21 protein-coding genes are annotated in these 24,573 nt (G+C 43.2%); 6 read left to right on the top strand and 15 right to left on the bottom strand.

The genetic code is table 11. The annotated features are described in order from the left end of the window. Positions 1–37: 37 nt before the first annotated feature. The 5 genes from tuf to tpiA form a co-directional block, all read right to left on the bottom strand. On the bottom strand, positions 38–1,270 hold the full coding sequence (tuf, locus tag H6F41_RS07065) for an elongation factor Tu (RefSeq protein ID WP_190402764.1): 1,233 nt from the start codon (positions 1,268–1,270) through the stop codon (positions 38–40). Between the two features lie 107 nt (positions 1,271–1,377). Further along, a complete protein-coding gene (fusA, locus tag H6F41_RS07060; RefSeq protein WP_190402763.1) occupies positions 1,378–3,459 on the bottom strand; it encodes an elongation factor G in 2,082 nt (693 codons plus the stop codon). An 84-nt stretch (positions 3,460–3,543) separates the two neighbouring features. After that, positions 3,544–4,014 (bottom strand): 30S ribosomal protein S7, encoded by a 471-nt coding sequence (rpsG, locus tag H6F41_RS07055; protein WP_190402762.1) that lies wholly within the window; start codon positions 4,012–4,014, stop codon positions 3,544–3,546. A gap of 78 nt (positions 4,015–4,092) precedes the next feature. Then, positions 4,093–4,500, bottom strand: coding sequence for a 30S ribosomal protein S12 (gene rpsL / locus H6F41_RS07050; protein ID WP_190402761.1), 408 nt, complete (start codon positions 4,498–4,500; stop codon positions 4,093–4,095). 202 nt (positions 4,501–4,702) lie between these two features. Then, the gene (gene tpiA, locus H6F41_RS07045; protein WP_190402760.1) at positions 4,703–5,452 is read right to left on the bottom strand and encodes a triose-phosphate isomerase; all 750 of its coding nucleotides are present in this window, start codon (positions 5,450–5,452) and stop codon (positions 4,703–4,705) included. Positions 5,453–6,772: 1,320 nt separating this feature from the next. Here tpiA and H6F41_RS07040 point away from each other — a divergent pair. Both H6F41_RS07040 and H6F41_RS07035 read left to right on the top strand, forming a co-directional pair. Next, positions 6,773–7,972, top strand: a complete 1,200-nt coding sequence (locus H6F41_RS07040) for a GNAT family N-acetyltransferase (RefSeq protein WP_190402759.1) — start codon at positions 6,773–6,775, stop codon at positions 7,970–7,972. An 88-nt stretch (positions 7,973–8,060) separates the two neighbouring features. Next, positions 8,061–9,077, top strand: coding sequence for an acyltransferase family protein (locus tag H6F41_RS07035; protein WP_190402758.1), 1,017 nt, complete (start codon positions 8,061–8,063; stop codon positions 9,075–9,077). A gap of 258 nt (positions 9,078–9,335) precedes the next feature. Here H6F41_RS07035 and rnhA read toward each other — a convergent pair whose 3' ends face one another. Both rnhA and ylqF read right to left on the bottom strand, forming a co-directional pair. Then, complete coding sequence (gene rnhA / locus H6F41_RS07030; RefSeq protein ID WP_190402757.1) at positions 9,336–10,235, bottom strand: ribonuclease HI; 900 nt, start codon at positions 10,233–10,235, stop codon at positions 9,336–9,338. A gap of 82 nt (positions 10,236–10,317) precedes the next feature. Next, positions 10,318–11,160 (bottom strand): ribosome biogenesis GTPase YlqF, encoded by an 843-nt coding sequence (ylqF, locus tag H6F41_RS07025; RefSeq protein WP_190402756.1) that lies wholly within the window; start codon positions 11,158–11,160, stop codon positions 10,318–10,320. Positions 11,161–11,273: 113 nt separating this feature from the next. Here ylqF and H6F41_RS07020 point away from each other — a divergent pair, with 113 nt between their 5' ends. Continuing rightward, entirely contained in the window at positions 11,274–12,125 is an 852-nt protein-coding gene (locus tag H6F41_RS07020; protein ID WP_199288692.1) for a TPM domain-containing protein, read from the top strand. A gap of 45 nt (positions 12,126–12,170) precedes the next feature. Here H6F41_RS07020 and H6F41_RS07015 read toward each other — a convergent pair whose 3' ends face one another. The 6 genes from H6F41_RS07015 to H6F41_RS06990 form a co-directional block, all read right to left on the bottom strand. Further along, positions 12,171–13,673 carry an isochorismate synthase gene (locus H6F41_RS07015; protein ID WP_190402755.1) on the bottom strand — a complete coding sequence of 501 codons (1,503 nt, stop codon included), beginning with the start codon at positions 13,671–13,673 and terminating at the stop codon, positions 12,171–12,173. Between the two features lie 97 nt (positions 13,674–13,770). Continuing rightward, positions 13,771–14,877: a peptide chain release factor 1 gene (gene prfA, locus H6F41_RS07010; protein ID WP_190402754.1), complete on the bottom strand. Its 1,107-nt coding sequence runs from the start codon at positions 14,875–14,877 to the stop codon at positions 13,771–13,773. A 75-nt stretch (positions 14,878–14,952) separates the two neighbouring features. Continuing rightward, a complete protein-coding gene (gene rpmE / locus H6F41_RS07005) occupies positions 14,953–15,189 on the bottom strand; it encodes a 50S ribosomal protein L31 (RefSeq protein WP_190402753.1) in 237 nt (78 codons plus the stop codon). 109 nt (positions 15,190–15,298) lie between these two features. Next, on the bottom strand, positions 15,299–15,943 hold the full coding sequence (locus H6F41_RS07000; RefSeq protein WP_190402752.1) for a DUF4276 family protein: 645 nt from the start codon (positions 15,941–15,943) through the stop codon (positions 15,299–15,301). Further along, positions 15,940–17,025: an AAA family ATPase gene (locus H6F41_RS06995; RefSeq protein ID WP_190402751.1), complete on the bottom strand. Its 1,086-nt coding sequence runs from the start codon at positions 17,023–17,025 to the stop codon at positions 15,940–15,942. Before H6F41_RS06995 ends, H6F41_RS07000 begins: the two co-directional genes overlap by 4 nt. A 9-nt stretch (positions 17,026–17,034) precedes the next feature. After that, complete coding sequence (locus H6F41_RS06990; protein WP_190402750.1) at positions 17,035–17,532, bottom strand: GNAT family N-acetyltransferase; 498 nt, start codon at positions 17,530–17,532, stop codon at positions 17,035–17,037. Between the two features lie 347 nt (positions 17,533–17,879). Between H6F41_RS06990 and H6F41_RS06985 the strand changes: the two genes are divergently transcribed. Continuing rightward, the gene (locus tag H6F41_RS06985) at positions 17,880–18,596 is read left to right on the top strand and encodes a hypothetical protein (protein ID WP_190402749.1); all 717 of its coding nucleotides are present in this window, start codon (positions 17,880–17,882) and stop codon (positions 18,594–18,596) included. A 33-nt stretch (positions 18,597–18,629) separates the two neighbouring features. Here H6F41_RS06985 and H6F41_RS06980 read toward each other — a convergent pair whose 3' ends face one another. Further along, entirely contained in the window at positions 18,630–20,057 is a 1,428-nt protein-coding gene (locus H6F41_RS06980; RefSeq protein WP_190402748.1) for a protein adenylyltransferase SelO, read from the bottom strand. Between the two features lie 27 nt (positions 20,058–20,084). On the opposite strand from H6F41_RS06980, the gene H6F41_RS06975 reads away from it, so the two are divergent. Next, entirely contained in the window at positions 20,085–21,710 is a 1,626-nt protein-coding gene (locus H6F41_RS06975) for an RluA family pseudouridine synthase (protein ID WP_190402786.1), read from the top strand. Positions 21,711–21,967: 257 nt separating this feature from the next. Here H6F41_RS06975 and H6F41_RS06970 read toward each other — a convergent pair whose 3' ends face one another. Then, positions 21,968–22,915: a tetratricopeptide repeat protein gene (locus tag H6F41_RS06970; RefSeq protein WP_190402747.1), complete on the bottom strand. Its 948-nt coding sequence runs from the start codon at positions 22,913–22,915 to the stop codon at positions 21,968–21,970. A 122-nt stretch (positions 22,916–23,037) separates the two neighbouring features. Here H6F41_RS06970 and H6F41_RS06965 point away from each other — a divergent pair, with 122 nt between their 5' ends. Then, on the top strand, positions 23,038–24,573 hold the full coding sequence (locus H6F41_RS06965; protein ID WP_190402746.1) for a glycoside hydrolase family 10 protein: 1,536 nt from the start codon (positions 23,038–23,040) through the stop codon (positions 24,571–24,573).

Below are 24,573 nucleotides of genomic sequence, written 5' to 3'. Positions count from 1 at the left end.
CTCGCATTGCGAGGCTTTTTTGTTGGTTAATCAAGAACTATTTCAAGATCTTGGTTACAACACCCGATCCAACGGTACGTCCACCTTCACGAATCGCAAAACGCATTTCGTTTTCGATCGCAATAGGGTTGATCAACTCAACGGTCATTTTGATGCGGTCACCAGGCATAACCATTTCTGCGGCGCTACCATCATCAGCAGTGAAGGTAACGATAGTTCCAGTTACGTCAGTTGTACGTACATAGAATTGAGGACGATATCCAGGGAAGAAAGGAGTCTTACGACCGCCTTCTTTTTCAGTCAAAATATAAACTTGACCTTCAAATTGAGTATGAGGATTGATCGACTTAGGCTTAGCCAAAACCATACCGCGCTCAATATCAGTCTTCTGAATACCGCGCAATAATAGACCAGCATTGTCCCCAGCAAGTCCTTCTTCCAAGCTCTTCTTGAACATTTCGATACCAGTAACTGTAGTAGTACGAGTATCGCCGAGACCAACGAGTTCAACAACATCGCCAACCTTGACTTTTCCACGCTCAATACGACCAGTTGCAACCGTACCACGACCAGTGATAGAGAAAACATCTTCCACTGCCATCAAGAAGTCCTTGTCAACAGCACGCTCAGGAGTGGGAATGTAGGAGTCAACAGAATCCATCAAAGTCCAAATCTTGTCAACCCAAGGGTTTTCACCACGTTGAGTCTTAGGATTAGCGGTCATTTGCTCAACGGCCTTTAGAGCAGAACCACGGGTGATAGGAATATTATCGCCATCAAAATCGTAGGAAGAAAGCAATTCACGAACTTCAAGTTCAACTAGTTCAACTAGCTCTTCTTCACCTTCCATTTGGTCTTCTTTGTTCAAGAAAACTACTAGGTTAGGTACACCAACCTGACGAGCAAGCAAAATGTGCTCACGGGTTTGAGGCTCAGGACCATCAGCAGCAGATACGAGCAAAATTGCACCGTCCATTTGCGCTGCGCCAGTGATCATGTTCTTAACATAGTCAGCGTGACCGGGGCAGTCAACGTGAGCATAGTGGCGATCAGTGGTTTGATACTCAACGTGAGCGGTGTTGATGGTGATACCACGAGCTTTCTCTTCAGGAGCAGCATCGATTTGATCGTATGCTTTCGCAGTTGCTTGACCTGCGGCAGCCAAAGACATGGTGATCGCAGCAGTTAGAGTGGTCTTACCATGGTCAACGTGACCGATAGTACCAATATTAACGTGGGGCTTAGTTCTCTCAAATTTAGCGCGTGCCATTTTTTCGTAATTATCCTTATCTTTAGTAATTGTTACTCTAGTTTATAGAGTATTTCCGCTAGTTGTTACTCTAATTTATAGAGTATTTTGTAGAGTATCCCAAAGAATTACTCTTTGTGTCCCTTGTTTTTAGCAATGATGGCTTCAGCCACGTTTTTCGGCACTTCTTCATAATGGCTAAATTCCATTGAGAAGCTTGCTCTGCCTTGAGTTGATGAGCGAAGGTCAGTAGAATAACCAAACATCTCAGACAAAGGAACCCTTGCCTCAACTCTCTTGCCAGAGGGGGTATCATCCATACCCGCAATATTACCGCGACGACGGCTAAGGTCACCAATTACATCACCCATGTAGTCTTCAGGGGTTTCTACTTCAACCTTCATCATTGGCTCAAGCAAAACAGGTGCTGCCTTCATTACAGCTTCCTTGATTGCCATAGAACCAGCAATTTTGAAAGCCATTTCTGAAGAGTCCACATCGTGGAAAGAACCATGTACAAGCGTAGCTCTGACATCGATCAAGGGATAACCAGCCAGAATTCCTGATTCACAGGCTTCTTTCATACCTTGTTCAGAAGGTTTGATGAATTCCTTAGGAATTACACCACCAACAATCTTCGATACAAATTCAAAGCCTGTACCTGGTTCAGCAGGTTCTAAATTGATCACAACGTGACCATATTGCCCCTTACCACCACTCTGACGGGCAAACTTACCTTCAATATCGGTGACGGTTTTGCGGATAGTTTCACGGTAGGCAACTTGAGGAGCACCGACGTTAGCTTCAACGTTAAACTCACGCTTCATCCGATCAACTAGAATTTCAAGGTGAAGCTCACCCATACCAGAGATAATCGTCTGATTGGTCTCTGGATCGGTCATGACGCGGAAAGTAGGATCTTCTTCCGACAGAGATTGCAGAGCCTTGGATAATTTTTCCATATCCTGTTTTGTCTTTGGCTCAACCGCCACAGAGATCACAGGTTCAGGGATAAACAGGGTTTCCAGTACAATTGGAGCCGTGTCATCACAAAGGGTATCACCAGTAAAGGTGTCCTTGAGTCCCAATACTGCACCAAGATCACCTGCTCTGAGTTCATCAACTTCTTGACGATCATCAGCCTTCAGCACGATCAAACGAGAAATACGTTCTTTCTTATTTTTGCTGGAATTTAGAGCGTAGGAACCTTTTTTCAAGACTCCCGAATAAACGCGGACAAAGGTAAGACGACCATAGGGGTCAGACATGATTTTGAAGGCCAGAGCTGACATTGGAGCGTCATCCTTGGCTTCACGAATTGCTTCTTCCCCATTAGCTAGTAAACCTTGAACTGGTTTAACATCGCTAGGTGCAGGAAGGTAATCAATAACAGCATCAAGAAGTAGCTGTACACCTTTATTCTTGAATGCTGAACCGCAGGTCATCGGAACGATTTTGCCATTCAAAGTACCTTTACGGAGACCAGTTCTGACCTCTTCTTCGGTTAGTTCCTCACCTTCGAGGTACTTTTCCATCAAGACATCGTCAGAATCAGCTACTGATTCGAGTAGCTTGGCACGCCAATCATTGGCTAGGGGTAATAAATCAGCAGGAATATCTATTTCGTCAATATCCTTACCTATTTCATCTTTATAGATATAGGCTTTCATTTTGACGAGATCGACGATACCAATTAGTTCAGCTTCACTGCCAATAGGTAGTTGGATCGGAACAGCATTAGAACCAAAGCGAGCATGAATTTGCTCTCTTACGCGCAAAAAGTTTGCGCCCATGCGATCCATTTTGTTTACGAATACAAGGCGTGGAACCTTATAGCGGTCTGCTTGTCTCCATACAGTTTCTGACTGAGGTTGTACACCACCTACAGCGCAAAAGACTGCAACCACACCGTCAAGTACACGCATGGAACGCTCTACTTCAATTGTGAAGTCTACGTGTCCGGGCGTGTCGATGATATTGATGCGGTGATCTTTCCAACTGGTGCTAATCGCGGCCGCTGTAATCGTGATACCACGTTCGCGTTCTTGCGCCATCCAGTCTGTCGTTGCGTTGCCATCATGGACTTCGCCAATTTTGTGTACAACGCCCGAATAAAATAGAATGCGCTCTGTAGTTGTGGTTTTACCAGCATCAATATGCGCTGCAATACCTATATTGCGTACCTTATCTAAGGCAATAGAGCGTTCCACAATAGTTTCCTCGTGTTTGTCAGGAATTGAGAATTTATATTAAGAATAGTATAGCGAGGTAAGCTATGCTTCAATAACGTTAGATTAGTAACGGTAATGGGCAAAGGCTTTGTTAGCTTCTGCCATTTTGTGTGTTTCTTCACGCTTACGGATGGTCTGCCCAGTCTCGTTAGCAGCATCCATCAATTCGTTAGCCAACTTAGTTACCATGCTACGTCCAGCACGATTGCGAGAGTATTGAACTAACCAGCGTAGGGCTAGGGCAACACCACGGTCGGTACGAACCTCCATAGGTACTTGATAGGTAGCGCCACCAACACGACGAGCTTTGACTTCAACTAGTGGAGTAGCATTACGGATTGCACGATCAAAAACTTCTAGAGGTGGATTGCCTGTGCGTTCACCAATGGTGTCAAGAGCTTTATAGACAATATGAGAGGCAACAGAATGCTTGCCGCGTGACATTACACGACGGATAAGCATACTGATTAAACGGCTATTGTAAACCGAATCAGGAGGGGTTATGCGCTTTGCAGCTTTCGTTCTACGGGACATTACGGTACTAAATTCACCTTATAAAATGAATTGCTAATTTTACTAAATGGCTACTGGGTAGTTATTGGGAGATGATTCTTACTTCTTCTTGCCAGTGCTTGCTGGAGCTTGACCTGGTTTAGGTCTCTTTGCACCATACTTGGAGCGTCCTTGCTTGCGATCCTTTACACCTGAAGTATCAAGAGTGCCACGGATAATGTGATACCGCACACCTGGTAAATCTTTTACACGACCGCCTCTAATCATCACAACGGAGTGCTCTTGGAGGTTATGCCCAATACCGGGGATGTATGCGGTGACTTCAAATCCAGAAGTCAGGCGTACCCGTGCCACTTTTCTAAGTGCAGAGTTAGGCTTTTTGGGTGTTGTAGTGTAAACGCGCGTACATACTCCCCTGCGTTGAGGACAACTTTTTAGGGCAGGAGACTTTGTTTTGATATTTATGGTTTGGCGCTCAGTGCGGATGAGCTGTTGGATCGTGGGCATAAGTGATGATTTGGTATATCTGCGGCTGTGTATTCTAATCAACAGCACATAATTATAACAAAGTTAACCTTACAAAGTCAATTGAGACTTGATTAGCTCTGTTATTTTCTATGCTGTGGTGTTCGCTGCTGTCCAATTTGGATCTGTGTAAACAGCGATTAAATGCAAATAAATGCACAATTTTAGATTGCAAAAAACAAAACTAACGGTAGTTCACAATTCTGGCGAAACCTGCTGGGTCAAGACTTGCACCGCCAACTAGCACTCCGTCAATCTCTGGCTGAGCCATAATCTCATCAATATTATCAGATTTGACGGAACCGCCGTACTGAATTGTGGTGTTTGGGTTAGATAGTTTGCTGCGAATTAGTCCAATGACACGATTGGCTTCTGTTGCGGCACAGGTATCACCAGTACCAATAGCCCAAATTGGTTCGTAGGCAATGATCAGATTATTTTGATCGACACCAGCAAGGTCAGACGCTAACTGGGAGAAAATCCAAGCTTCGGTTTCATTGGCATCACGCTGCTGTTTGCTTTCGCCCACACAGAGGATCGGGGTAATGCCGTGAGATTGAGCGGCTTTGAGTCGTTGGTTAACGGTTTCGTCGGTTTCTCCAAAGAATTGACGACGCTCACTGTGACCAATAATCACATGCTTGATGCCAAGCTCAACGAGCATAGGAGCGGAAATTTCGCCTGTAAATGCGCCATTATCTGCCCAGTGAACATTTTGAGCGCCAATGTTTAAGTTTGATTGACCAAAGGATGGGATGACTGTCTGTAAAATTGCGAGGTTGGTATATGGCACGCAAATAAGGATTTGCTGATCTGCGATCGCAGCTTGAGGCGCAGTGGCTTTAAGGTGGTCGGAAAATTCCGAGAAAAATGTTTTGGCTTCAGACTGGGTTTTATACATTTTCCAGTTGCCAGCGATAACGATTTTACGCAATGCTTGGTTACCCCTAAGTTAGGATTATGAAAATAATGAATTGCTGTTTATTTTATCGAATAACGGATCATTAAAAGCAAAGGTAGGGATGAGGTGAATAACCTTGCTTTGTTTGCGATCAATTTATGCTTAACCTGTACTCAACTTGCGCCAAAACTGAATGAGTCTAGCAGAAGGCTGCTAGACTCATGTCTTTAAGTAATTCAATATGTTCTACTAGTGGTTTACTGAGACGTGTTCGGTATTGATTAACTGTACGCTCTAGCCCTTATCTTTTTAACTTCATAAGTTTGTCTCATTTCGTAGCCTAGCGCTAGGTAAGCACCTAAACAGACACCAGTTAGAAATTTAAGAGACCCTAATTAAAATACAGGCTGTCGAAGCTATCAAAACTACACCGATCTTTGGAAGAAGCACTACCCCGTAAAGATCGAAGAATCGTGGGGAGCAACAAAGCATCAATCAGTTTGACGTTTAACTCGTTCGTTTTGCTCATCCTCCTTTATTGAAAAGTGTACTTTCAATATTCAAGCTGGGTTTGCGTTTGGATTGAGTTGCTCTGTCTCTTGTGCTCTGTATATACAGTAACTTACTTAATGCTATACAGGGTTATTTGTTTACATAAATTCACAGCTTTCTTGTACTTAGTAAAATAAATATCACTATAGAAACTGCGTTTAATTATCTCCAAAAACTCAATGAGTCTAGCAGAAGGCTGCTAGACTCATGTCTTTAAATAATTCAATTAGTTCGTACTAGAGGTTTACTAATGCATATTGGCTTTTGATTAACTATTTTTTAGCCCTTATTTTTTAAACTTTATAAGCTTATCTCTGGCTCAATTTAGTGTTAGTTTAAAACTTAAACAAACACTACAAAGATGTTAAGAGATCCTAGAAATAGTAATAGGCTATCAAAGCTACCAAAATCATATCGATCTTTGGAAAAAGCACTGCCCCGTAAAGATCGAAGAATCGTGGGGAGCAATAAAGCATCAATCCGACTTTGAACTGAATCTTTACGTTGAACTCTTTCTTTTGCTTCCTCCTTCTCTATTGAAAGTTAAACTTCAATATGTAAGCTAGTCTTGCATTTGGATTGAGTTGCTCTATCTCTTGTGCTCTGTATATACATTAAAGTAGCTGGTGATACATAACATTATTTGTTTACATAAATTCATAAGTCTCTTGATTCTATAAAACTAAATTTGGCTCTAAAAAGCCAAGATTACCTTAGAGTAATAGTCCTGACTTTTTATATCGGTATTTGTTAAGCTGTGTATACTAAGCACTTTACTAATTGATTGCCCAGACTTTTACTATGCTGCAACAAGCTTCCCGTTATACGACGACTTGGGTGGATACGGTTAATAAGGTCAAGGCTGAGGAATGGAATGCACTTGCCAAACCTTTGGTAACACCTTTTTTTGAGTGGGAATGGCTATCGAATTTGGAATCATCGGGTTGTGCGATCGCACAACAGGGATGGCTGCCGAGTCATTTATTGGTATGGCAAAACAATGTACTGGTGGCGGCAGCGCCTTTGTACATTAAGGGGCATAGCCAAGGCGAGTTTGTATTTGACCATCAATGGGCGGATTTGTCCTATCGATTGGGGATTGAGTATTATCCGAAATTATTGGGAATGGCTCCCTTTACGCCTGCGGTGGGTTATCGATTTTTGGTGCATCCACAGCTTAGCGACAATGCTGATGAATTATCGAAAATCTATGACTTGATGTTGGCAGAGATTGATCGACTTTGCGATCGCTATCAGATGTCGGGTTGCAACTTTCTCTATGTCGATCCTAATTGGAAGCAGGAGCTAGAGTCGCGTGGTTTTACGACTTGGATGCACCATAGTTATGTTTGGGAAAATCAAGAATTTACGGATTTTGATGATTACCTCAAGAATTTCAATGCTAATCAACGCCGCAATATTAAGCGCGAGCGAAAGTCTGTTGAAAGTACAGGAATCAAAATGCGGGTTTACACAGGTGAAGAGATTCCCCATTATTTCTATGGCTATATGTATGAGCTATATAACGATCATTGCAATAAGTTTTGGGGTGGGAGTAAGTATTTAAATCGCAAGTTTTTTGAAAATTTAGCCCATAGTTTTTGCGATCGCCTTGTATTCGTCGCGGGTGAGGTGGAAGATCATCCGCAACCTGTGGGAATGTCTTTTTGCATTCGCAAGGATGAGCAGCTATTTGGGCGATATTGGGGATGTGTACAAGAAATTGATTGTTTACATTTCAATGCTTGCTATTACACACCGATTGAGTGGGCGATCGCTCAAGGCATCAAGCGCTTTGACCCAGGGGCAGGGGGACAACATAAAAAACGGCGTGGGTTTCCTGCAACACCAAATTACAGTTTGCATCGCTTTTATCGCGATCGGCTTAAGCAAATTCTTGTTCCTTATATTAATGAGGTCAATGATTACGAAGCTAGACAAATTCAAGCAATTAACAATGAACTACCCTTTGATTTTGCGCTGCCAGATTTAAAGATTTAGGCAAAATAAACTAGTTTATTTGTTATCATTTGATGAATTGCTACAGCGCTTTGCACGGTAGTACAAATACTATATCCAGAGGTGAGCAATGAGAAATAATAGGGTTGATATCCTGAGGTTTTTAGGCTTGGCTATGATAGTGCTGGCTCATGTCAATCCACCTGGAATAATTTTTCAAATCCGCAATTTTGATGTGCCACTAATGGTAATGATATCAGCTGTATCATTTAGCCTATCTTACAAGCAAGAAAGCTACACTTCCTATCTCTCGAAAAGAGTTAAAAGATTATTATTTCCATTGTGGGTATTTTTAACTTGTTACTTTGCGTTAGTTTTTTTTACTGGATATCCTATCAAGTTACCAAGTGTCAGAACGATTTTGGAAAGTTATTTTTTGCTTTCAGGTATTGGCTTTGTCTGGATTATTAGAGTCTTTCTATTTATGGCAGCATTAGCACCATTTATAATGAATTTGCATCTAAAATTCAAAAAGAATTTTCATTATTTTCTAATTATTGGTCTTGTTTATTTAGCTTATGAAATAATTCTATTAATTTCCAAGCCGTTTTTCTTAGCATCAAAATGGATGATTATGTTTGAAAATATAGTCTTATATCTGATGCCTTATGCAGTTATATTTGCAATTGGCTTAAGACTCAATAGTATAAACAAGAAATTGTTAGTCTATATAGCCATCTTAGCTTTATCTACTTTTGGGATTATGGGATTGTCGTTTTATCTGAATTCGGGTTTATTTATCCAGACGCAAGCTTTTAAGTATCCTCCGTCTATTTATTACCTGTCTTACGCTCTAGGTATTTCGATTGTTTTATGGTTAGTATCAGGATCTATTATGATTTTTATAAATAAGCTTAAACTAACCATACCAGTTTTATTTATCGCTCAAAATAGTATGTGGATTTATTTATGGCATATTCCTTTGCTCAATGTTATTAAACTCCCATTTTACTTTAACTATTTCTTGATATTTTTAACGGCATCCCTAATTACTTTTATACAGGTAAGGTTGATTAGATATTTAGTATTACCAAATGTGCGGAGTATTAATATTAGAAAGAATATTAATATGATTTTTACTGGATAAATATTGACAACAGAAGTCTTGAATTAATTGGCTTAGATTTTGATAGCAAGTTTGGGCTTAGTGAGGTACACCTAATCTCACTGAAATCTATATTAGAAAAGGGTTTAAGCTACTTGCTTGCACCGCATTAGTGTAAGAATTGCTATATCTAGGCGATCACATATCTCGTATATTGCCTTAAATAGTCAGGCTGTAAACTAATCACGATATCTTCACAAACAAAAATATTAGAGAGACTCGCGTTGCGAGTCTCTCTTTTTAGGCATATTTGGCGGTGTAACTACGGGCGATCGCATCGCATCGCTCGTTATCAGGATCGCCAGAATGTCCCTCTACCCAATGCCAACGGATATTTGATGAATTGAGAGCATCGAGTTGTTGCCAAAATTCTTGATTTTTGACAGGCTTATTGTCTTTAGTTTTCCAACCATTCTTTTTCCAACCTTTGATCCACTTCGTGATGCCATCTAAGACATATTTGCTATCGGTATATAGATCGACTGGGCTGGATTGTTTGTGAGCGCTGAGAAAGTCTAGGGCAGCAATCGCACCTTGGAGTTCCATCTGATTATTAGTTGTTTCCCTAATGCCGCCACCGAGTTCCTTGGTACTGCCATCATCAAAATGGACAACTACACCCCAACCTCCAGGACCTGGATTTTTGGAGCAAGCCCCATCAGTATGGATGCTGATGATTTTGGATGACGATGATGTGGTGACTGTTTTTTGAGAATCAGGATTAACTATGGGGAGTGGGGCTATTGATTCTAATTTTGTTTCAGTGGGTGGCAGAACAAATTGCGATCGCGATCGCAAAATTTCTACGGCAACTGAACCTTGAAAATGAGGAATCGGCGGATGCTTGATCACTTTGACAAGCACTTGCTCGATTTTGGTATCTTCGAGTAAACTATCAGCGATCGCACCGACTAAACGTTCGATCAACTTAAATTTCTGGGTTTGAATCAAGTTTTCGATCTTGCAAATACAGGAAATATAGTTGACCGTATCGTCAATGTCGTCGTTGATGGTGGACTTTTCAAAATCAACCCATAGCGTGGCATCGACTTCAAACCATTGCCCCAATACATTTTCTTCGGGCAGATATCCTATATATCCATACGCCCTTACACCCTTTAAATAAATTTTGCTTGTCATTCGTTTAAGTTCTTGAATTAATACCGTTGCAAATTACTGGTTGCAAATTACTGATTTTTAGCTGGAATGCGTCTTTTATAGACTAATAATGGGGCGGCATTTCTAAAGCGATTGCTCCTAGTCTGCCTTTGCGAAAGTCGTACAAAATTAATCTGGCAACTTTATCAAGATCCCCTTGAAACTTATTCAAAGCCGCCACCTCATGGATATACTCGATGCCTGAGCTAACAGTTTTGGGATCAATCTGATAGCGACTCATGAGATTGATATTTAATTGCATCAACATTTCCACAGCTTCGGCGGCTACCAATACATTGTCGTAGGCGGCCTGTCCGATGTCGTCACAAATCGCTAATTTCATTGCTGCTTCTTGATCATGAAGCAAAGGCGGGATGACTCCCGGAGTATCGAGCAGTTCGATCTGATCAGAAATGCGAATCCAACGTAACTGACGAGTGACCCCCGGTTTATTGGCGCTAGCAACTACTTTTTTCTTAAGTAAGCGATTGATCAGGGCAGATTTGCCAACATTGGGGAAACCAACAACAACGGCTCTGACTGGACGAGGCAACATACCACGACCACGCCGCCTTTCATTGACTTTTTCACCTGCGACTTGTGCGGCTTTGAGGAGATCGACCATGCCTTTGCCTGCTTGGGCATCGGTGAAATATGCCATGCGCTCCTGCTCAGTAAACCAGCGCGTCCATTGGGTTTTGACATTGGCGGAGATGGCATCAATGCGATTGCATACTAAAATATGCGACTTTCCCTCCACCCATTTTTCAATTTTCGGATGTCTACTAGACATCAAGATGCGTGAGTCACGCACTTCAATGACCACATCCACCAATTTTAGTTGTTCTAACAACTGCTTTTCAGCTTTGGCGATATGACCTGGATACCACTGAATTGGGCTTGCCATAGGAAATAATAGGGAGAGAAAGTATCTTTAACTATATACTGTTGCTAAGATATTAAGAAATATTAAGATTAGCGATCTATTTGCTCATTAAAATTCCAACTTTAACAAACGCCATGATCAAGCCCACTACCCTAAAGTTTTCTCTGTCGAGATGCCCTCAAAACTTTATTCAGCAATTTTGCGCGATTGCGATCGCAGTATTCTTACCACTTGCGATCGCATTTACGCATATTCCTGCGGCTCTTGCCTTTGATGCCCCTGAGTTATTACCTGACAAATATTCCAACGTAATCGATCTAGGAAGATTTTTGACTGAGAGTGAAGAATTAGCGCTGGACAAAAAGTTAACGCAGTTTGAAGATCAGACAGGGTGGAAGTTGCGGGTGCTGACGCAGGTAGATCGAACTCCTGGTCGTGCGGTTAAAGAGTTTTGGGGTTTAGATGACCACAGCGTGATGTTGGTTGCCGATGCCCGTGGACGTAATTTGCTAAATTTTAGTGTCGGTGATGCTGTTTATCCATTACTATCTCGCAGTTTCTGGATTGAGCTACAGTCTCGTTATGGCAATCAGTTTTATGTTAGAGAGCAGGGCTATGATCAATCAATTTTGTCGGCAATTGATGCGATCGCCACTTGTTTAGATCAAGATGGCTGTGCGGTTGTGCCAGGGATTCCACAGGAGCAATGGATTCTGACCTTAATTACTTCCATCGTTGGCGGCGTAGTATTTGGCTTTGCAGGACATCCTCGTAAAGAAGGCGAGATCTTTGCTTGGAAATGGGCTTTAATTTTCACGCCGCTATGGGGCATGTTGTTTATTTCCTTTGGCTTGGGGCCAGTTTTGACCAGAACCAGTGAGTGGGTTCCCATCGTTCGTAATGTGGCAGGTTTTGTTGGTGGAGCCGTGATTGCCTATTTAATTCCTTCTCCTCAACGGGTAACACCCTCACCAGAGAGCAGATAAGTAAAAGCAAATAAGTAAAAAGGGTTGCATGGCAACCCTTTTTACTTAAATTGCGCCCAACGCTTTTAACAGGGCTGCGAACTTAATTGTGGTTTCGCTTTGTTCATTTTCTACCTGTGAATCTGCGACAATTCCCGCCCCAGCAAAAATCCTTGCCCGATCGCCTTGAATGTAGCCAGCCCGAATTCCTACCCCAAAAGTCCCCTCGCCGTTACCATTGAGCCAACCGATTGGCGCGGCATACCATCCGCGATCGCAAGCTTCCCACTGTTGCATAAAACACACAGCACGATCCCTTGGTTCGCCACCAACGGCAGCAGTGGGGTGTAGTTGTTGCAAAATATTGAGGGCAATTAACCAGTCAGGATCATTAATTTGGGCGGTTATCGGCGTGTGTAAATGCTGCACATTAGAAAGTTTGAGCAGTCCCGTTGTCACCTGTGGATCAATTGCCGCACCCATACTTTGTAAGCGATCGCAAATTGAGCGAATCACAATCTGATGTTCACGCATATCCTTTTCACTATTGAGCAGGTGTTCGCCCAACATCTGATCTTCTTGGACTGTTTTGCCACGACGAATTGAACCTGCTAAGGCATCGCTGCGTAACCAAAGATGCTCCCCCTGTGATTCAAATTGCAAAACCACCTCTGGGGTTGCGCCTAAAAAAGTTTTACCCGTGCCATAGTCCAGCAAAAAGGAAATACATTCGGGGTACTCGCAACGCAATACATGCAGCACTTGAAAAGGATCAAAATCGCGATCGGCGAGAACATCTAGCGCTCTAGCTAATACTACTTTTTCAAAATGCCCTTGATTAATTAAAGTTAATGCTTCCTCAACAATCTCTGTCCAAATCTGTCGTCCTTGTACTTCACTAATCTTGCTGACTTCATGGACAGTAGGGGCTTGATATTGAGAACTAGATTGCAAATGCGATCGCATTGTTTCTAATTTTTCTAGTACCTCATCGGCATGATCCCAAGGCTGAATGTAATGGTTGAGCGTTAATGTACATTCCTGTGAGCTATGGCGCACCATCCAATGGGGAATAAAAAATAGTAGAGGGGGAAACTCGATTGCAGGTTGGGCATCTTCAGCAAGATGCAAATTGTCAGAGCAATTACCGTCAGCGCCATAAAAGGAAAACGCACCCAAAACATAAATCGATGCGGCGGCGTTGGTAATTTTGTGACTACCTAAATCTGGATGCTGTGCTGCGATCGCATTATGCAAATGTTCATTGATAAATTTTTTGGCGCAGTCAAAGCGATCGATTAAAACCTGATGGGGCAATGACACTTCAGCAACCGAACCTGCCGCCGCCAAAATCAAATCAGCGTTCGGTTGCTCCCAATAAAACTTGGGTTGGTGTGGCTCAGACTTACTCGCGAGCAACAATAGGGGATTGTCACACTCCCAGCTTTGAGAGTAACTAAATAAAATCGGCGACCCTATGATCTGTGCTTTTGCGATCGCTTGAACAATCCAATCGTGCAGAGATTTAGAATCGATGCTGCTATAGGTGACACTCTGACGAACTTGCATGATTATATTTTAGCGATACAAGGTCGTTCAGCCTACAAAAACGTAAAGCAAAGGGGACGCTTTGCGTCCCCTTTGCTCTGTGAGCATTTAGTTTGAGTTAAGAAACGAGATCATCACCCGTTGCAACTGCCAATTCTTGCAAACGCTCCTGTTGATCCTTAGAAATGCAGCTTTGAATCACTTCTTCTAGTTCACCTTCAAGAATCGGTGGCAGCGTAAAGTTTTGTCCTAAACGATGCTCGGTCAGACGACTATCTTTATAGTTATAAGTACGAATTTTTTCTGAGCGTGAGCCTGTACCCACTTGAGAGCGGCGCATAGTCGTAATCTCTGCCTGTTGCTCACGCAATTTAATTTCATAGAGCTTTGCCCGTAAAATCTGCATGGCTCGCTCTTTATTTTGTAACTGCGATCGTTCTTCTGTACAAAAAATTCTAATCCCTGTCGGTTTGTGAAATAGGTCAGCAGCCGTCTCCACCTTGTTAACGTTTTGACCACCAGCACCACCAGATCTCGCTGTAGACATTTCAATGTCCTTAGGATCGATGTGAATTTCCACTTCATCGACCTCAGGCATAATTGCTACCGTCGCCGTGGAGGTATGCACGCGACCCTGTGACTCAGTAGCAGGGACGCGCTGCACCCGATGCACGCCCGACTCAAACTTAAGTTTGCTATAAACGCGCTCGCCTTGCACTTCAATGATTGCTTCTTTAAAACCACCCATTTCCGCTAATGTTTCGCTAACCATCTTAACGCGCCAGCCTTGACGCTCAGCATAGCGAGTGTATAGTCGCACTAAGTCACCAGCCCAAATTCCCGCTTCATCACCACCCGTACCTGCCCGAATTTCCAGCATGATGTTTTTGTCATCATTAGGATCTTGGGGCAAGAGCAAGATCTGTAAGCGTTTCTCTAGTTCCTCTAACTTTGCTGCTAGTTCTTCAACCTCTAGCGTTGCCATTTCCTTGAGTTCGGGGTCATTAGACTCCTTCAAGATTTCTTGTGCCTCTTTATAATCTTGCTCAGCCTTACGAAATGTCTCGTAGGTCAGCACGGTCTCTTCTAAGGAAGCACGCACCTTGGCAATGCGCTGAAACTCGCCGTGATCAGTTGCCACGTCGGGATCACCCATCCGACGAGTCAGTTCATTGAAGGTTTGCTCAACAGATTCGAGCTTTTTGATGAGATAGGCAGCAGGCATGGGTTTGGAGTTACCAAAAAAGAATGTAGAAATTGAGTAGCTAATTTAAGAGCAACAAGGCTCAAATCTAACTATCTATTTAGTCTCTTCTTGAGCAGCAGCTTCGTCAAACATTCCATACTTACGCAAGAAGCGTTCTACACGACCTTCGGTATCGATAATCTTTTGTGTACCTGTGTAGAAGGGGTGGTTGCCCGACCATACGTCAACATTAATCTCAGGGTGGGTAGAACCAATGGTTGCTACCACTTCACCGTTGCAAATTACTTTGGCTTCGGGATACCACTTTGGGTGAATTCCAGCTTTAGGCATAGTCTTAGCTATAAAAATCAAAAATTAAGCTTTTCTAGACTAGCACAGAATTACGCAAATAAGAAAAGACGATTTGCCCTCTCTCAATTTTTTGAGCGATTTTTTGAGTTTAAGCAAGACTTTCAAGGCGATCAATCCAGCTGTTAAAAATTGGACATTCACGGCGAATAGTTTCTAAGCCGATATCTAGAGCAACTAATGAGCCATGTAAAACCTTGTCGTATTGACTAAATATACTGAGAATCCGCTTGGAGGGTGCAGTCGTATATCCATTATTAATATGCTCAGGTGACGGAAACACAGAACGAACCTTCCTCAGATTAACGACTACTTGCGGACTATCACACCAGTTTCCAAAAGCTTCTGGTTCACTGAATAAAAAGCCTTCAAACTCATGAATCATCAAGTTGGCAATGAAGTTTGATTCTGCAATATCATCCTGAAAGGATTGCTGAAGTATCTTTGCTCTCTTAACTGATGATAAACCTGTAGGTATTGCTAATTGGGGAAAATCCGTAGGGAATCCATAAAAATCGATCAGTGTCGTTACCCACGCATTCGGATCTTCCTTACATTTTTTTTCAATCTGATTTTTAAGTTTGCCATAGGTTGATATACCACCTTTACCGATTTTACTGGTACGCAAAATAATTGGATTAATCCAAATATCTAGTCGAGCAAAATGGCTTGTTAACAGTTCTCGCACAAAGGTTTCTTCAGTTTGCCCCTCACAAAAAATATGGACTCTAATCATCGCGATGGTCTACCACCCAAAAGATTTTTTTGCCATAGTTCACCTAAAGAATATTCTTCTAGCCATTCAGCTAAAGCATCTTCATCTAGTCGTCGTAAATGTGTTGCCCCTTCGATGCGATCACACACAATTACATCAGATGGATCAAACTCATTAAGTAGTGCTACTGACTGTGTAGAAACTATGACTTGCTTAGATTTAGCTGTAGAACGCAGCAGTGAAGCCAGAACATTAATGGCGTAGGGATGTAAGCCCAACTCTGGCTCATCGATCAAAATCATTTCAGGTTGCTTATCTTCTGGCTGCATCAATACAGTAGCAAGGCAAATAAACCTCAACGTCCCATCGGAGAGCTGATATGCCTTGAACGGTATATCTTCACCTTTTTCAACCCATTCCAGTTCAATTTGGTCTTGATTATTAGGATGAGGACGTAAATAAAAATCTCCAAAAAATGGTGCTACTAATTGGATTGTTTTAACGATTCTTTGATAATGTGCTTGATATTGCTCTTTTAGTAAGTAAAGATATGCAGCTAAATTTTGAGCGTCTGATCTGAGATAAATATTATCGTTTATGGCTTGACGTTGTTTGACTAGAGAACTATCGCTAGTATCGTGGAAGTGGTAGAGTCGCCAACTTTGCATTACTGGTACTGTGTAATCGTAAATTCCTGTACGCTGCCTTTGTGACTCAACTCTAGTCTCAAAATAACCTGCTCCAACACGCCAGTCACCGTATCTATTCCACCAGAAATTTTCATCAGCAAAAACCATGCGGTTATCTTGGGTTGGCTCTAGAACAAATTTATAGCCGTTATTGCCAAAGTAAAATTCAGCCGTCATTTGCGGAGTTCTTTTACGTCCGAAATACAGTAGAGAATCTGGACCACCCTGTTTACTGACATAAAGCTGTAAGTTGCTGGCGAGAATTTGCTGAATCAGTCGAAAGATAGTAATAAAGTTGGACTTACCAGAGCCATTAGCCCCAATTAAGACATTTAGTTCTTTTAACTCAAGATCGCACTCACGGATTGATTTGAACCCTTTTAGTACGATCCGCGACAAATGATTTTGGTTCATGACTATGACCTATGGATACCAAAACATGCCTTTGATGCCTTCGGGATCGACGTTGAAACCTAGTTGACTATAAAACTGAACCACATGGGCATCGGCAAAGAGACTGATATTGCTTATGTCGGATTTGCGTAACTCGCGGATCATTTCTTCCATCATTGCTTTGCCTAAGCCCCGACCCTGAAAATCAGGGTGAATGACGACATCCCATAATGTCGCGTTGAAAGCATAATCAGAGGTGGCACGGGCAAAGCCAATTAATCTGCGGAAACCGCCGCGATGCTCCCACATAGATAGGACAACAAAGCTATGTTGCAGGGCGATACGGACTTTACGAATTGGTCGCCTCGCCCAACCCACAGAGTCACATAATTCTTCTAGTTCGTAGAGATCAAGATCTTTTTCGGTGCTAAAGAAAATCTGTCCGCTTTGATTTGGTACTTGGCGAAGTTTTGTTTTTTTGGTTGGTTCGAGGGTGTCCGAACCAAATAAGCTTTTCCAGAACCCCATTTGTGTAAGCGATCGCTCTGTTTATTACAAATTCGTTACAGATATTCTAATTGCCTTTTCATTGTATCCGTTTTTGTTGAAATCCTGCGATCGCAAAGCATAAAATACTGCGACTTGGCGCTAATCCCTCTAAGATATGGTCAATCCTTTAATACTGATAGAATTGTGGCATCGTTGCTACTTTGACTTAAGCCTCTGCATGTCTAGACTTTACTTTGTCCAGTTTTGAAATAAGCAATGTCAAATTTGATCGCAATATTTCCAAGTTATAGATATATGACATCAGCGATCTCTGCGATCGCAATATTCTGGGCGGCGAAATGCGATCGCAAAGCGGGAGGTTGGCAATGACGTTTGGGCTCAAAAACTCAACGATTGATTTACTCAAACGTTTTAATGTTAGCTTTCCACAGTTTTATGAGCAGTTTGTGAGCAGTGACATTCAACTGCAAAATCTGCGACTAGCCTATCAGCTATACCAAACTAAAGAAGCTGTTATCGAGATCAAGCCTGAAGGTGGTCAGAGCGTTTTATATTTCGCTTACCGCAATCAGTCTTTTCTGCTTAATGATATTTTTGGTGTGTTGGCTGCCTATGGCTTAACAATCCATAGCCTGAGTCTGTATGGGCAGATCCATGCACCGATGTTGGTATTTATTAAGTTGGTGATCTCGCGTGGTGGCAAATCGTTGCCGTCCAAAACGGCTGAAAATGTGAGAAAGGCGATTAAGGAGACTTTGCTGGGACGGTTTGAAGTTGAGGAAATGCTAGCGCTAGAGTTTAACCTTGACAGTGGACTTCAGAAGGTAGAAACGAATTTTTATGTCGATCGCGTTTTTCATTTACCTGCGCTATTGGTCGAGGCGGATAACCAACCAGGGTTGTTCTATAAGGTAATGAATGCGATTTGGCAGGAGGATTTGCTGGTGGTAAATGCTAATTTGCTGGTGTGGCGGGGGCGCACTCGTTTAATTTTGTATTTGTTGGGGCCAAACGAAAATCTGATTCCTGAATATTTAGGCACTAAAATTGCGGAAAGTCTCAAACAGCGCTTGTCGGGATAATCAAGGAAGGATGCCAAGCATCCTTCCTTAAGTTTAGTTTTTGAGTTCGGCGATCGCAGCATATAGAGGTTGCCAATCGTCGTCAAGGGTAATTCGCTCCCATAGTTCTTCAATTTTGGGACGTAGAAAAATGACGGTGGGGTTGGCTTTTTGAAGCTGTTGAGCAATATTGGTCATTTCGTCGAGGGGTTGACGGATCAGCAATTGGTGATAGACGACGCGCCATTTATCTAATAATGGTTGCTGCTCTGCGGTTATTTCCCAATCATGGTTTGCAAAAATGTTGCTGACATCTTCACGCCAATTGGGGTGAAAGGATTGACGGAGGTTAACAAAAAATTGATTGTAACCAACAGCTTGGACTCCTGCGAGTAGTGCCACCGTAACCCCGATTAAATCCTCAGTCTCAGGCTCAGAGAGCGTTGTAAACCCTAAGCGCTTTAGCATCATGTCGCAATAGGCAAGGCGATAGAAGTCTTTAAATTTCTCTAGAGATGAACGCATATAATCGCGATCCATCACGAGACTGAGGGGATCTTGGAGTTTTTCGAGATTCCAATAGCAGGCAGCAGGTTGATTGGCATAGCTGTAACGACCTGCATAGTCAAAATAGGCGGCTGTAAAGCGAGGATCGTAGGTGGGAATGAAGGCAAAGGGGCCATAGTCAAAGCTTTCCCCTGTAATTGACATGTTGTCGGTATTGAGAACGGCATGGCAAAAACCAGCAACCATCCACTGAGCGCAGAGTGTGGCGACATGCTCGACTAGTTCTAGATAAAAGCGGCTATCTTGATCGGGCTGCCCCCAGAGGTGAGGATAGTAAATTTGGAGAACATGATCGAGTAACTTTCGCACGAGATCTTCTCGACCAATCCACTTGAGGCGCTCAAATGTACCGAAACGAATATGCGATCGCGAAAAGCGCACCATTACCGATGAGCGAGTTGGGGAAGGTTCATCACCACGATAAAGTTGTTCGCCAGTCTCGACTAGACTGAAGCATCGGGAAGTTTTGACACCCATACGGTGCAGTGCTTCCGAGGCAATAATTTCCCTAACACCACCTTTGAGGGTGAGTCTACCATCGGCGGTGCGGGAGTAAGGAGTTCTCCCTGAGCCTTTAGTGCCAAAATCGTAAAGTTGGTTGTCGATGCCGCGCACTTGTCCATAGATAAAGCCACGTCCGTCGCCGAGTTGGGGATTGTATTCCCCAAACTGGTAGCCGTGATAGCGGAGGGCAAGGAATGGACGCACGGATCGAAAATGACCAAAGGCTTCGATAAAGTCATCATCATTAACTTGCGAAGGTGTTAGCCCAAGGGTTGGCAGCAGATCATCATTCCGCCAGCGTAATTTGTGAAATGGATATTCGGCGGCAGTCACGACATCATGATAGTCTTCTAGGGATTCGATCGCTGGTTCGTAATTGAGATTAAGGAAAGGGTTGCTGGGGTGGCTCATATCGGAAAAATATTGTCTGCTTCTGCCATGATACTTGGTTCAGATGGTGATCTAGAGGCAACCTATTGGTATGAGGGACGTTGTCCCTATAGTGGTGAAATCTTGCGCTTACCACGCACGACACAGGTAGAAGAACTTGCTAAAAAATTAATGCAAGAAATAGCTGTGGCGAATCCATCGCAATCACAGGAAGGGAAAATGTATGGAGTTCTCTTAGTTGAATCGACAATGGGAGAGAAGATATTACTCAAGGCTTTTTCAGGATTGCTAAATGGAACTAGTCATCTTGATGGATGGGTTCCACCGATTGCAGGAAGAGAGAAAGTGGCAATCGCAGAATCAATGACGTTGACTAAATTAGAATCAATCAAACAGGAATTAATTAAATTAAGTCAAATTCCTGAACGAAGAGAATATGCACTGCGATCGCAAATCTATGCAGAACAATTACAAGCGCTCCGTGACCAACATCAAGTTTCTAAGCAAGCAAGACAACTGTTGCGATCGCAAAATTCTGCTGACCTCGCCCAGCTAGATCGGGAAAGTCAACTAGAGAAAATGGCGCGGCGAAATCTCAAGCGTGATCGTGATCAAGTTTTACAGCCATTGCAACAGGTGATTGCCGATGCCGATGCGCGGATGGCATTGCTCAAAAAAGAACGTCGGGAACTATCGAGAACTTTGCAAACCCAGATGCACAGTGCCTATGTACTGACAAATTTTGCAGGAGAAACGCGATCGCTGCGGGAAATAATTACAGAAGGCGCGATGCCCACGGGGATGGGAGATTGTTGCGCTCCGAAGTTGCTGCACTATGCGGCAACCCACACCTTAACACCTCTAGCCATGGCGGAATTTTGGTGGGGCAATCCTTCCCCTGATGGGTACAAGATACAGGGTGAGTTTTATGGCGCTTGTGTGGAGCGATGTCAGCCTTTGATGGGATTCCTATTATCAGGAAGACGCTCTCTTCCATCTCTTCTTGAAGATACAGATGTTGATTCGCAAAGTCTGCAAATCCAAAATCTGCAAATTATTTATGAAGATGATTGCTTAATTGCGATCGCAAAACCCGCAGGATTGTTGTCAGTCCCCGGTCGCTATCTTGATACGCAAGATAGTGTTTTGAGCCGCTTGCGACAATCTTTAGGAACAGATATTCCCCTCTATCCAGTCCATCGGCTCGATCGCCAAACCTCAGGAATTCTATTATTTGCCCGTGATTTAGACTCGTCACGCAATCTACAACAGCAATTTCAAGATCGAGAAGTCCAGAAAATCTATGAGGCATTGTTATCAGACGCAATTAAGCATTCTCAAGGAACAATTGATTTGCCGCTATGGGGAAACCCTGAAAATCGTCCCTATCAGCAGGTAGATTTTGAGCGTGGTAAGCCGAGCTTGACGGAATTTCAAGTAATTGGCACTAAGGAGAAGTATCCACGCCTTGAATTTAAGCCCCTAACAGGAAGAACCCATCAATTGCGTGTCCATGCGGCGGATGGGAGGGGTTTGGGTATGACGATTTTAGGCGATCGTCTCTATGGTTGTGATGCTGCCACAGATCGCTTACATCTCCATGCCCGTGATTTAACCTTTAGGCATCCGCGATCGCAAAAACAAATTGATTTGCATATACCAGTTCCTTTTTAACTAAAGCCCTCACCCCTAGCCACTCTCCCGTAGGCTAACGTGTACACACAATTCTAACTGTCTACGTTTCGATTGATCTAAGCCCCCTAAATCCCCCAATTCTGGGGGACTTTGAAAGAATTTTATTTTCTTGTTCCCCCAGAATTGGGGGCTAGGGGGCGATTAATTGTTGACTTGACTGGGTTTTATGACTTGTGTGTACACGGTAGCTCCCGTAGGAGAGGGGAACAAGAAAAGAGGGTTCCACGTTACAGCATCTATTGATGCTGTAACAAATTCCCTAAGTATTGATGTGCTTCAACCCAATTGGGGGCAAGCTCGATCGCAGATTGGAAACAGGCAATTGCTTCTTCCTTATTGCCGAGATTAGTTAAGAGAATACCGAGATTAAAGTAGGGTTGGGCAAAATTTGGCTCAATGTCAATTGCTTCCTTGTATGCCAAAATCGCATCCTTGGTCTGATTTTTATGGATAAAGGCACTACCCAAATTGCAATGGGCATCGGCATAGGCAGGGTCAATTTGAATGGCTCGCTCAAAGCAAGCAACCGCCGCACCTAGATATTGCGCGGAAGCAGATGGCTCTGACTGTTGCAGAGCTGCAAATTTTTGTACCCACAATACGCCCAGAGCATTGTAGTCCTTGGCTTGGAGCAAATCAGAATTATGACGATCGGCACGTTCATAAATAGCTTGAACAGCCTCAGGATCTTGTTGTTGAATGTGAATCTGGGCGATGGCGCGATAGCCATCAAGATAGTCAGGATTGGTGGCGATTGCCCTTTCATAACTAGCGATCGCAGCAGCAATTTTGCCGCGCTCTTTGAGACTATCGCCCAACTTGCAATGATATTCCGCCAAGAACCGATCGGGCGCTATTTCTAAAGCAGTCTGAAAATGCGTAATCGCCAATTCTGCCCAACCCATTTGCTGATAAGCATTACCCAATCCCAACTGAGCATCTAAGGATTGCGGATCAAGCTGGACTGCCTTACTAAAACTTGCGATCGCATCCATCACATTACCCTGCTGCTGATAAATTGCTCCGATACGTTCATGGGCAGATGCTAAATCTGGATTGATCGCTAAGGAGCGCTGATAATTTTTGAGGGCGAGGGGAATATTTCCAGAATTGCGATAGCGATCGCCAAATTGCAGATAGTTATCGGCAGATTCAACGATGGACGAATTGATCAGATCAGTCATGGCGATAAAAGTCAGCTATGGTATTAGAAATTCTGAGACATTGCTTGGCGCTAGTCCAAAAATCTAACACCATATTTCCCCAAATCCTTTCTGCAATTTCAGAGTTAGTGAGTCATTGCCCTATGTCAGCGCATCCCATCACCAAATTTATTAGCATCGCTTTAATTGCCAATTTGACAGGAATCAGCATCATCCAGTCAGTTTCGGCACAGGTTGGAGAATATTGCCAGTTTGATAGTGCAGATATCGCCACTAAAGAAAACTTAAGGGTTGCCGCCTTTGCCGAGAGTCCCAGCCGTAGCGCCACAGTTGCGGCAACTAAAGAATATAAAGCTATTGTGCAGCAGCATAGTCAAGCCCTCACCACCTGTCGGCAAAGGTCTTGGCTCAAAAATCAAGGTATTTGGCTCAGGCTATATCCCTGTGATGTGCAGTCGGGCAGACTCGCGCAAATCATGGATCGGATTGCGAATAAAGGCTATAACCAAGTCTTTATTGAGGTGATTTCCGATGGCAAAATTCTCTTACCTCAATCAGATAATCCCACCGCATGGACTTCGCTGATTAGTTCTGATAAGTACAAAAATGCTGATTTACTCAAACTTGCGATCGCAACAGGTCGAGAACGCGGCATCAAAGTACATGCGTGGCTATTTACGATGAATGTGGGACTTGGCTATGCGCGAGGCGTTGATCGCAATGGCAATCCTAAATTTACACAACTGCGGCAAAATGCGATCGCACGTAATGCCAATGGCGACAGCACCATCTCGATTGTGGAGAATGTTGGTAAAAATAGTGGTGGTGAAGTTCCCAATAATCGCGAATTATTTATCGATCCCTATAATTATCAAGCCCAAAGTGACCTCTACCTTGCCGTCAACGAAGTAGTCCGACGCAAACCCGATGGTGTCGCCTTCGACTATATCCGTTACAAGCGCGGCGCAGGTGCTGCTTCAGTTGTCAGTAATGTCCGCTCTATGTGGATCTATGGAGAAGCTTCATTACAAGCCTTACTTAATCGTGCGGAAAATTTGCAAGGTCGAGAACTAGTTAAACGCTTTCTCAAACAAGGCTTTGTGACGGTGAATGATTTAAAAGCTGTCAAAAAACTCTATCCACAAGAAACCGCACCACGCTGGCAAGGTCTGCGCCCATCTGAGCAAGCAAATCCACCGATTTCCTATTGGCAAAATGAACTTTGGCGACTTGCCGTAGGTCATGCTTTTATTGGTGTGACTTATTATCTCGGTGTTATTTCTAAACCCACTTTTCAGCAAGGTATTCCCGCTAGTCTTGCATTTTTCTCAGATGGCAATCAACCCGTGGGCAATGGGTTTGATTCTCGACTTCAACCTTGGCATTTATTTACTAGTGCCTATGAATGGCAACCGATGACCTATGCAGTCTGTGGCAAAGCTGACTGTATTGTGTCCCAAGTTCGTAAGGTGTTTGACAACGCACCGATTGGGGCGAAGGTTTCGCCAATCCTTGTGGGACAGTGGAACAATTCTTTTAGCAATCGTCCATCTTTAAAGGAGCAGATGCAGGCAATTCGGGCGGCTGTACCAACGATTAATTCGATTAGTCATTTTGCCTTTGGATGGCAGTCAGAAGAAATCGAATTTTCGCGATCGCGGCAAGCTTGTAAGTTGTGA

Origin of the sequence: Pseudanabaena mucicola FACHB-723 (genome assembly GCF_014696385.1) — a bacterium.
GTDB lineage: Bacteria > Cyanobacteriota > Cyanobacteriia > Pseudanabaenales > Pseudanabaenaceae > Pseudanabaena.
The sequence above is the reverse complement of the archived record's forward strand: the minus strand, read 5'-3'. Positions and strand labels throughout refer to the sequence as shown.

What these genes read in the sequence shown, in the direction of transcription:
- H6F41_RS06965 (WP_190402746.1), top strand. Translation starts at nt 23,038, where the DNA reads ATGTCAGCGCATCCCATCACCAAATTTATTAGCATCGCTTTAATTGCC.
- H6F41_RS07000 (WP_190402752.1), bottom strand. Translation starts at nt 15,943, where the DNA reads ATGATTAGAGTCCATATTTTTTGTGAGGGGCAAACTGAAGAAACCTTT.
- rpmE (WP_190402753.1), bottom strand. Translation starts at nt 15,189, where the DNA reads ATGCCTAAAGCTGGAATTCACCCAAAGTGGTATCCCGAAGCCAAAGTA.
- H6F41_RS07035 (WP_190402758.1), top strand. Translation starts at nt 8,061, where the DNA reads ATGAGAAATAATAGGGTTGATATCCTGAGGTTTTTAGGCTTGGCTATG.
- ylqF (WP_190402756.1), bottom strand. Translation starts at nt 11,160, where the DNA reads ATGGCAAGCCCAATTCAGTGGTATCCAGGTCATATCGCCAAAGCTGAA.
- rpsL (WP_190402761.1), bottom strand. Translation starts at nt 4,500, where the DNA reads ATGCCCACGATCCAACAGCTCATCCGCACTGAGCGCCAAACCATAAAT.
- H6F41_RS06980 (WP_190402748.1), bottom strand. Translation starts at nt 20,057, where the DNA reads ATGAGCCACCCCAGCAACCCTTTCCTTAATCTCAATTACGAACCAGCG.
- rpsG (WP_190402762.1), bottom strand. Translation starts at nt 4,014, where the DNA reads ATGTCCCGTAGAACGAAAGCTGCAAAGCGCATAACCCCTCCTGATTCG.
- H6F41_RS06990 (WP_190402750.1), bottom strand. Translation starts at nt 17,532, where the DNA reads ATGGGGTTCTGGAAAAGCTTATTTGGTTCGGACACCCTCGAACCAACC.
- rnhA (WP_190402757.1), bottom strand. Translation starts at nt 10,235, where the DNA reads ATGACAAGCAAAATTTATTTAAAGGGTGTAAGGGCGTATGGATATATA.
- prfA (WP_190402754.1), bottom strand. Translation starts at nt 14,877, where the DNA reads ATGCCTGCTGCCTATCTCATCAAAAAGCTCGAATCTGTTGAGCAAACC.
- H6F41_RS07020 (WP_199288692.1), top strand. Translation starts at nt 11,274, where the DNA reads ATGATCAAGCCCACTACCCTAAAGTTTTCTCTGTCGAGATGCCCTCAA.
- tuf (WP_190402764.1), bottom strand. Translation starts at nt 1,270, where the DNA reads ATGGCACGCGCTAAATTTGAGAGAACTAAGCCCCACGTTAATATTGGT.
- H6F41_RS07015 (WP_190402755.1), bottom strand. Translation starts at nt 13,673, where the DNA reads ATGCAAGTTCGTCAGAGTGTCACCTATAGCAGCATCGATTCTAAATCT.
- H6F41_RS07040 (WP_190402759.1), top strand. Translation starts at nt 6,773, where the DNA reads ATGCTGCAACAAGCTTCCCGTTATACGACGACTTGGGTGGATACGGTT.
- H6F41_RS06985 (WP_190402749.1), top strand. Translation starts at nt 17,880, where the DNA reads ATGACGTTTGGGCTCAAAAACTCAACGATTGATTTACTCAAACGTTTT.
- H6F41_RS06995 (WP_190402751.1), bottom strand. Translation starts at nt 17,025, where the DNA reads ATGAACCAAAATCATTTGTCGCGGATCGTACTAAAAGGGTTCAAATCA.
- H6F41_RS06970 (WP_190402747.1), bottom strand. Translation starts at nt 22,915, where the DNA reads ATGACTGATCTGATCAATTCGTCCATCGTTGAATCTGCCGATAACTAT.
- H6F41_RS06975 (WP_190402786.1), top strand. Translation starts at nt 20,085, where the DNA reads ATGATACTTGGTTCAGATGGTGATCTAGAGGCAACCTATTGGTATGAG.